Genomic DNA, 8,536 nt, shown 5'->3' on the forward strand with positions numbered 1-8,536 from the left:
TCAAGAATATAAAATACTTATTTATTTAAGATATACAAAACTCCAGTTTCGCAATCTGTATTAAGATAAACTCCATGATGAAATAACAAATAAATCAAATATTTTTCTTCTGGATATGACAAACCAACAGAAAGTACACCTTTCTCATTAAAAAGCAAAGAAATAAGATTTTCTACTTTTCCTTTATAAATTGAATCTATGTATGGCTGTGGAGTTACCATACAGTCCATTTCCTTTAGTGAACAAAATGTAATGCTGTCTATACCCAATGTCTGTTCTAATAAAATTGGAAAAAGTTCATATCGATATTTCTTATTAGCTACCCCATCATTCAGAAATAGGTACATATCTCCTTCTCTTGGAACTATCGAATATACACTATCTTTGTATTCTATATTCATTGCAACAAAAGGACTTTGCCAAGTAGAATCAACAAACATATCTTCATACCTCTCACTTGTTTTATGTACACACATTACAAATAAGAGATTAATACCCAACATAAGGATAATCTTATTCCAACAGTTTTTGGGGTATTTTCCTTCCACGATATTCCGTTCTTTTTGCATCTCCTGTTCTTTTTCTAATTTTATTCTCAGTATTAATAGCACGAATTTCTCTCATGGGTATTCCATTTCCTATATTTTCATAAGACATAATACCTTTATCTACATCCGACGAATGCTGTAACTCATGGCTTAAACCAATTCTTGGTGTCCGATGATTTCCATTAATATCCGTTTTAACATCAGGGTCATAATTTATAATGCTTCCTTGCGGAATGTCTTTTTTAGCTTTTTCTCTATCAAATCCTGAAGAATTAGACTTTCCTCGTTTAGTCCTTGTTATTGAATGAACATTCTTACTTTTCTCCAGTTCAATAATCATCTCACCAATTTCCTTATCATCCTTCTTAAGTTGCTGCAAATCTGCTTTCACGTCCTTTTGATACTTGGTATCAAATCCAAAAAATATTCTCACATTATCTATCAAGCCATTAGGATTAGGATTTACAACAATTGTATCTCCATTCACATCTATGTTATTCACCGGATTATTCGCCCCATACTGATACGGAGACATCGAATAATACTTCTCGGCAAATCTGTCATTCGTCGTAAACCTTCCCAGCGCCGCATCATAATGCCTTGCCCCGTAGTCATACCAGTTCAACCCTTTCTTTGAGTCAAGCTCCTTACCGTTGTACTTGTAAGGCTGAACATTACTTGTACTTGCAAACGCCCCGCCGAAGGGATAGTAATGGTTCGTCTCTTCTACCGTACCGCTCTGGCTGATGACTACCCGGTTATTCCCTTGATGGTCTTTCAAGTAATAGTGATACTTGCTGTCGCTCAAAGTAACATAACCCTCTTCGGTAAGAAGCAGCTTCTGGACTCCGTTTTCATAGACCACGTTTCCGCAGTAATCGGTAGTGGTGGTAGTACTGCCTATCTTATGGACTGTTCTCAGCTTTGTGCCGTCGGCTCCATAAGTGTAGGTGATGGTACTTCCGTCACTGAAAGTCACCACATTCGGCAAATTTAAGAAATTATATGTAATGCCGCTAATACCTTTGTTCAAATCTTTAGTTAAATTGCCGTTGGCATCATAAGAGTACTCATCGGCAGCATTGGCACCGTTTTTGAACTCGAAGCCGCCATTGTAGGCGGAAGCCGTCACGGCATCATCCACACGGTTCAACTGATTGCCGTTCAAGGTGAGAGTCAGGTTGTCTATCATGCCGTAGGCGGCTGAAGAGAGTTGCCCGTAACGCTGCAATCCCTTGATGTTACCGTTCTTGTCATACCCCGTCACGTTCTCACTGAAACGGTTCGCGTTCGTGCTGATACCTGCTGTCTCGCCGTAGGTGGCATTCAGCATGCGGTCCAGTCCGTCGTAGGTGAACTTGTAACCGCGGACGGTGCTTTCATTCCCGGACTTCCAGGTCATGCTGCTGATGCTGCCGTTGTAGCGGGCGGTACCCACACCCGTATTGTAGTACAGGTTCTGGGTGAAGCGCGTACTTGTGATGCCCGTCAGCCAGCTGCGGAGGTTATAGGCATACGTCAGCTTGTTCGCCGCAGAGCCGTGCAGGGACTTGGTACTCAGACGGCCGAAACTATCGTACGTATAGTCTGCCAGAGTTATTTTGGTTCCTCCCAAAGTATGCTCCACCTTGCTTACACGGTCTGCATGGTCATAGCTATAGGTATAGACTTCCGTACGTGTGGACTTGCCGCTTGCGGTATGGCTATGCGTCACCGTGGCGGGCTGTCCCGTAAAGGTATAGACCGTATTAGTCACGTCATAACCGCCCAAAAGATTGTTCTGTACGACTTTAGTTACACGCCCCTTGACGTCATAGTAATAGCCTTTGTAAATTTTAGTACTGCTGCCGGATACAGTCACCGCGCTTCCTGTCAGGGAGCCTTTACTGTAGCCCGAAGTGTCGTTCGTGAACTGGCTCGTCGGGAAACCCGTACCGCCCAGTTCTGCACATGCACCACCTGATCGGAAGAAACCGTCTTGTTCGTGCACTCCCCCTGTTGCGTCAGCCGTCCACCGTTGTCATACACATACTCCGCGAGCTGCGCATCCGGAAGCTTCTTCCAAGTGCAGAGATTACGGTGGTCATCATACACACAATAGGTATCCTACGTCTCGCTGATAGAATAACAAAAACTATCCTAACATACAAGATATGGAATATCTGATGTTAGGATAGTAATTAGATAGATTGGTTTTTAATCAACCTATATCAGAGGAAGACAGTAGTTCGTTACGACGAATTAACCTAAAGCATCAGGCTCTAATAAATCTGGATGTAGTATTACTGATTTATCTAATGCTCTAACAAAATGAGATTTATGGGAATATAATACTTGATACTCCTCACTCTTCTCATTTGCCCAAACTTTCAAAACTACAGCCGCTTCTAAGGGTAAACTCTTCCCGCAGAAACAGCAAACAACCATTTCTTTATTTAATATTCCATCCATAATTTTTCGCTATTCTATTAATAGATTTTTGAGACCAATTTCCCATTGTTGTTATTATACCTTTCCTCCCTTCTACAACAGCATTAAATCTACCGGGAGTAATTTCATGAAGATAAACTGTAGCTCCATCAGCCTGAGTAAAAGCCTTTCCTACAGACTTTGTTACTCTTACTTCATTCACAGAAAGTACCCCTCCTCTCGTTGCCGTTGTTCCAGCAATCCGTTGCACTCCGTGAGCAGTTGATTGTATTGCATTTTGAGTACCTCTTCCTGCCACCTTTCCTACAGCCCATCCTATTGCCTTCCCCAACAACATACCGCCAAACTTTCCGGCACCAAAGCCAAAGGCAGCTTCGCCTATAGGTCGCGCAATAGCATCTATAGAACGACTGTTCAGAGAATTGAAAAGGGCAGACTTAGAGTCTTCAGATAAAGGACTGGTTTTACCTAAGAACTGATTCTGAAGTTTACCGCAGGAAGCTATCAAGTCAAAAGCATTAACAGCCTGATTGGCTAAGATACCTCCATTCTGATAGAAGTTCAGATAGTTGTCATTACCTAACGCAATAGAGGCAGATGAACCGATATTAGTATAGCCTTTTAAGGCTTCACTGCCTTCCTGCCAACGTAAATTCCCTTGTTTATCTTCATACCAGTCAGCTCCTGTTGGGTCTATTCTGCTGATAGGGCTGTTACCACAATAAGCATAGAGACTTGTTTTGAAGTAGTTTTCAGCAGAAGGGTCCACCGTCTCAAACCTCCCCAACGCCGCATCATAATGCCGTGCCCCGTAGTCATACCAGTTCAGCCCTTTCTTCGAGTCATACTCCTTGCCGTTGTACTTGTAAGGCTGAACATTACCTGCACTTGCAAATGTACCGCCGAAAGGATAGTAATGGCTCGTCTCTTCTACCGTGCCGCTCTGGCTGATGACTACCCGGTTATTCCCCTGATGGTCTTTCAAGTAGTAGTGATACTTGCTGTCGCTCAAAGTAATATAACCCTCTTCGGTAAGAAGCAGCTTCTGGACTCCGTTTTCATAGATCACATTGCCGCAATAGTCAGTCGTTGTGGTTGTACTGCCTATCTTATGGACTGTTCTCAGCTTTGTGCCATCGGCTCCATAAATATAGGTGATAGTACTTCCGTCACTGAACGTTACTGTATTTGGCAAATTTAAACAATTATATGATATACCGGTAATATTCTTGTTTAAATCTTTAGTTAAATTGCCGTTGGCATCGTAGGTGTACTCGTTCGCCTGCTTCATGCTGTCCTTGAACTCGAAGCTGTTATTGTAGACGAAAGCTGTCGCGTTCTCGCGGAAACGGTTAGTGTCTGTACCAATGATTGTAGTATTATCATAGGCGGCGTTAACATTTGCTTTAAAGCTCATTGAATAAATTTTGCCATTGGGCCTTCATTACTCCACTTGGCAAGTTAGACTGCTAATATTTCTATTATAGTGGGTACCCTATAAAAAGAAACAGCGGATGTTTCCACCCGCTGTAATAGAATTGTTATAAAAATATTATTCAATTATTTGTTTTTTATTTTTAATATAAAATAGAATAAGAGCATAATAAAAACCTCAGATAATACACCTGGTAAATATAGAAACCCTATCATTATATCAAAATTAAAACGCCAAAATATAAAGAAAATAGTAGAAAGAGAGACAACAAGTATCAATTGCAGGCAACAATATAATAATGTCGTTTTAAGATTAAGCCTCAAATTCAATAATAATAATAAGAAGAACAAAACCGTTCCTAAAACAAACGTTATTGATCCTACAAATAATTCAACTGAAAATAAATCTCCTAATGATATACTTTGACTTTCCATATCTATTCAATTTTAACTTGTCTCTTTTTAGGATCATAATTTAGTGACTTAAAATTATCTTGATACTCTTTAACTATACTATTGGGCCTTGGATCTATAATTACTGGTGCCTTATCTTTTACAGATGGGTCTTGTTTCAAAACATCAGCCGCAAAAGTTCCACAATTATTATTCCTTAATGAATACTCTTTCCTCTTTGAATTAGCATTCTCCGCTATTTTTGATTCTGCATAGTTTTTCATTTCTTTAAACTTATCACTTTCAATATATGCTCCTTCTATTCTTCCGGCATGTCCCGCTTGTTCAGATATTATTGATAAAGTTTTATTCAATGATTCCAATGTAGGCTTTTTATCTTGTCCTATTTTTACATTTGGAACAGCGAATGTTCTGACAACTCCTTTACCCTCTTTGTCATATCTGCCATATTCATAATATTTAGTCACTCCTGTTTTATTATCAATCAATAATACTCCAGCATGACCTAAATTCCCAATTTTACCAATAGGAGTTGATATTTTATAATCAGGGAAGGCAATATAAATACCATCCTTCCCGTTAGGGTCTATACAATTTATAGGATTACTATAACAATAAGTATACAAACTTTCTGAATAATACTTCTCTGCCAACGGATCCACCGTCATAAACCGTCCCAACACTGCATCATAATGCCGTGCCCCGTAATCATACCAGTTCAAGCCTTTCTTCGTGTCATATTCCTTGCTATTGTACTTGTAAGGCTGAGTGCTTGTTGATGAAGCGAATACTCCTCCAAACAGATAGTAATGGTTTGTCTCCTCTACCGCTCCGCTCTGGTTTATGACTACACGGTTGTTCCCCTGATGGTCCTTCAAGTAATAGTAATACTTGTTGTCGCTCAAAGTAATATAGCCCTCTTCGGTAATCAGAAGCTTCTGGGCTCCGTTTTCATAGACCACATTCCCGCAATAGTCCGTTGTGGTGGTAGCGCCACCTATCTTATGAACCGTTCTTAGCTTTGTGCCGTCGGCTGCATAAACATAGGTAATCGTACTTCCGTCGCTGAACGTTACTGCACTTGGCAAATTTAAACAATTATATTGAATATCGGTGATTCCCTTGTTCAAATCTTTGGTTAAATTGCCGTTCGCATCGTAGGTGTACTCTCCGACCTGCTTCACGCCGTCCTTGAACTCGAAGCCTCCACCGTAAGCAGAAGCCATCACGGCATCGTCCACACGGCTCAACTGATTGCCGTTCAAGGTAAAAGTCAGGTTGTCTATCAGGCCGTAGGCACTGGCACCAGTCTGGCCGTAACGTTGCAAACTCTTGATGTTACCGTTCTTGTCATAACCCGTAACGTTCTCCGAGAAGCGGTTCGCATTCGTGCTGATACTTGCTGTCTCTCCATAGGTAGCGTTCAGTACTCTGTCAAGACCGTCGTAAGTGAATTTGTAACCACGGACTGTACTTTCGTTCCCGGACTTCCAAGTCATGCTGCTGATGCTGCCGTTGTACTTCGCAGTACCCACACCCGTGTTGTAGTACAGGTTCTGTGTGAAGCATGTACCGCTGATGCCCGTCAGCCAGCTGCGCAGGTTGTAGGCATAAGTCAGCTTGTTGGTGCTCGTACCGTGATACTGCTTGGTCAGCAAACGGCCGAAGTTGTCATAAGTGGCATCGTACAGAGTGATTGAAGTGCCGCCAAGACTATGCCGCACTTTGCTTATTCTGTCCGCATGGTCGTAGGTATAGGTATATACTTCCGTGCGCGTGGTCTTTCCGCTGGCAGTATGTGTATGTGTCACAGTGTTCGGCTTGCCGGTAAAAGTATAAACAGTGTTCGTCGTATCATAACCCTCCAGCAAATTGCCTTGAACCGTTTTTGTGATGCGTCCCTCAAAGTCATAATAATTAGCCGAATAAAGTTTTGTACTGCTGCCAAGAACAGTAATCACACTACCGGTGACATATCCTTTGGCATCGATTGTTGCCGCAGGAAAGCCGGCATTATCGAAACCGGTCAGACTACGGAAGGCATAGTCGTCATAATAGTTTACTCTATGGACTTCGGGCGACACCAAGGCAAAGCTTGATGTATATCCACTGTTACCCAAACCGCTGTTGCTATTCACCCGTGTACATGATACAATAACATTCGAAACTGCAGCCGTATTCGTATTGGAACAAACGCCCTGCACTGCCAGACGATGGAACTTATCATACAGATAGAAACTCCACTGCTTAGAGGCATACTGCTTGCCATCCTGGGAAAAGATCATATTGTCTGCCTCATCGTACACATAGCTCACGGCAGAAGCACCTGGAAGCTTTTTCCAATTACAACGGTTACGGTTGTCATATTTGTACTGGAAAGCATATTGATCCAGGTTTGACACACTCTGATACATCGGTTGTAATACGAAGCAAAGGTTATCCAAATCGTTATACACATAATAAGTATCATGCTGCTCGCTACCCTGCATCTGGCGTTCCAGCAATATATGGCCTTGTTTGTCTGTGAAAGTATAAGAAACATGTTGGTCTTCGTCAATACGTTTCACCACGCGCAACTGTCCGGCTGCATAAGTACCGTTGTTGACAAGTGCCCCAGACGAACTTACCGAATAGTTAATGCAATTCACATCGGAAGAATTAGCCAGATAATCCATAGTTACAGGTTTTGATGCCCATGCCGCTCCCGGAGAGTATCGCTTCAGAATGCGGTCTAATGGGGAAACACTGTAAACAGGCTTGCTGTAGGGACGGGAATCACTTGAATAGTTGCCCGGAGCCGCACTTTTGATAGCCGAAGGAGACATATAAACAGAGGAGGAAACAATTGGGAGCCAACTCTCCGAACGACGTCCTGCGCCATCATATTCTTGTAACGATATCAAATTACTTCCGGTGGGAGTAATTCCCTTTTGTACCTTCTGGAAGAGACGCCCCAAACCGTCATAATAATCATAACTTGCCATATACTTGCTACCTGCTGCTGCAGTCATAGCATGAGTGCGAACGTAATTCTGCGAAGTGCCGTCAGGAGACCACTGATAGAAGTACGAGGCAATAGGATTTTGGTTATGATCCTGCACATCAGATAAACCACCCAAAGCATTATAGAGATAGAAATCCTTAAAACCAGTTGCTTTTCTTATCTCCTTCAGCCCATAAGAAGGATTGTGAAGCCAGGTTGTGACCTCGCATTCCGGGAAGGACGTTTTCAGTGCATAGAGGGCCGTCGTATTGGGTGAACCGGCAGAACACAAAGCATCCAAACCTGTTGTTCCGAGCCGAGACACTACTTCCGCATAAGTGATACCTTTGAGACGGGCAATCGGCAAAGAATATTTATAGCCCCACAAATAGACCACAGACATGTTGTCGGGAGTAGTAACTTCCACCGGATTCCATTTACTATCATACCTATAAGAAACAGTTCTTTTCTCAGGATACAAACTACTATATTCTTCACTGGACTGCAAGGTGAATTTAGAAAAGACGTCCCCGTACGTATTATTCAGATACAGCGTCGCTCCTCCCGATGTTCGTTGGTAGTTCTGTACAGCATCAAGCACGTTATTAGCCTTGAATTCATCTTTGTAGGAAGAAACATCCGCTGCATAAGCATAGCTTTCCATTACATAGCCCGAACGGCTGGTACTTGTGCGGCAAGTAGCTATCTGGTTACGACTGTTGTAGGT

General features: G+C 42.2%; 5 protein-coding genes and 1 pseudogene. All 6 read right to left on the reverse strand.

What is annotated here, in order from left to right; translation table 11 throughout:
- Positions 1 to 17 precede the first annotated feature (17 nt).
- Positions 18 to 548 (reverse strand): hypothetical protein, encoded by a 531-nt coding sequence (locus tag ABUA47_RS06820; RefSeq protein WP_118931273.1) that lies wholly within the window; start codon positions 546 to 548, stop codon positions 18 to 20.
- Positions 514 to 2,538, reverse strand: a complete 2,025-nt coding sequence (locus tag ABUA47_RS06825; RefSeq protein WP_371413385.1) for an RHS repeat-associated core domain-containing protein — start codon at positions 2,536 to 2,538, stop codon at positions 514 to 516. The genes ABUA47_RS06820 and ABUA47_RS06825 overlap by 35 nt, the downstream gene beginning before the upstream one ends.
- Positions 2,539 to 2,789: 251 nt before the next feature.
- A complete protein-coding gene (locus ABUA47_RS06830; RefSeq protein WP_035447395.1) occupies positions 2,790 to 2,999 on the reverse strand; it encodes a hypothetical protein in 210 nt (69 codons plus the stop codon).
- Positions 2,980 to 4,311, reverse strand: a pseudogene (locus ABUA47_RS06835) (RHS repeat domain-containing protein); the annotation flags it as partial. The pseudogene ABUA47_RS06835 and the gene ABUA47_RS06830, both read right to left, overlap by 20 nt.
- Before the next feature lie 227 nt (positions 4,312 to 4,538).
- The gene (locus ABUA47_RS06840; protein ID WP_035447399.1) at positions 4,539 to 4,847 is read right to left on the reverse strand and encodes a hypothetical protein; all 309 of its coding nucleotides are present in this window, start codon (positions 4,845 to 4,847) and stop codon (positions 4,539 to 4,541) included.
- A gap of 2 nt (positions 4,848 to 4,849) precedes the next feature.
- Positions 4,850 to 8,536 (reverse strand): RHS repeat domain-containing protein (locus tag ABUA47_RS06845; RefSeq protein ID WP_349831479.1); only part of this gene is annotated, 3,687 nt, incomplete at its 5' end.

This window comes from Bacteroides sp. RTP31139st1_H2_RTP31139_211217, assembly GCF_040227615.1.
In the GTDB taxonomy this organism is placed as follows: domain Bacteria; phylum Bacteroidota; class Bacteroidia; order Bacteroidales; family Bacteroidaceae; genus Bacteroides; species Bacteroides uniformis.

Excerpts from the sequence above, each read along its gene's own strand:
- ABUA47_RS06830 (WP_035447395.1), bottom strand. The coding sequence starts at position 2,999 with ATGGATGGAATATTAAATAAAGAAATGGTTGTTTGCTGTTTCTGCGGG.
- ABUA47_RS06840 (WP_035447399.1), bottom strand. The coding sequence starts at position 4,847 with ATGGAAAGTCAAAGTATATCATTAGGAGATTTATTTTCAGTTGAATTA.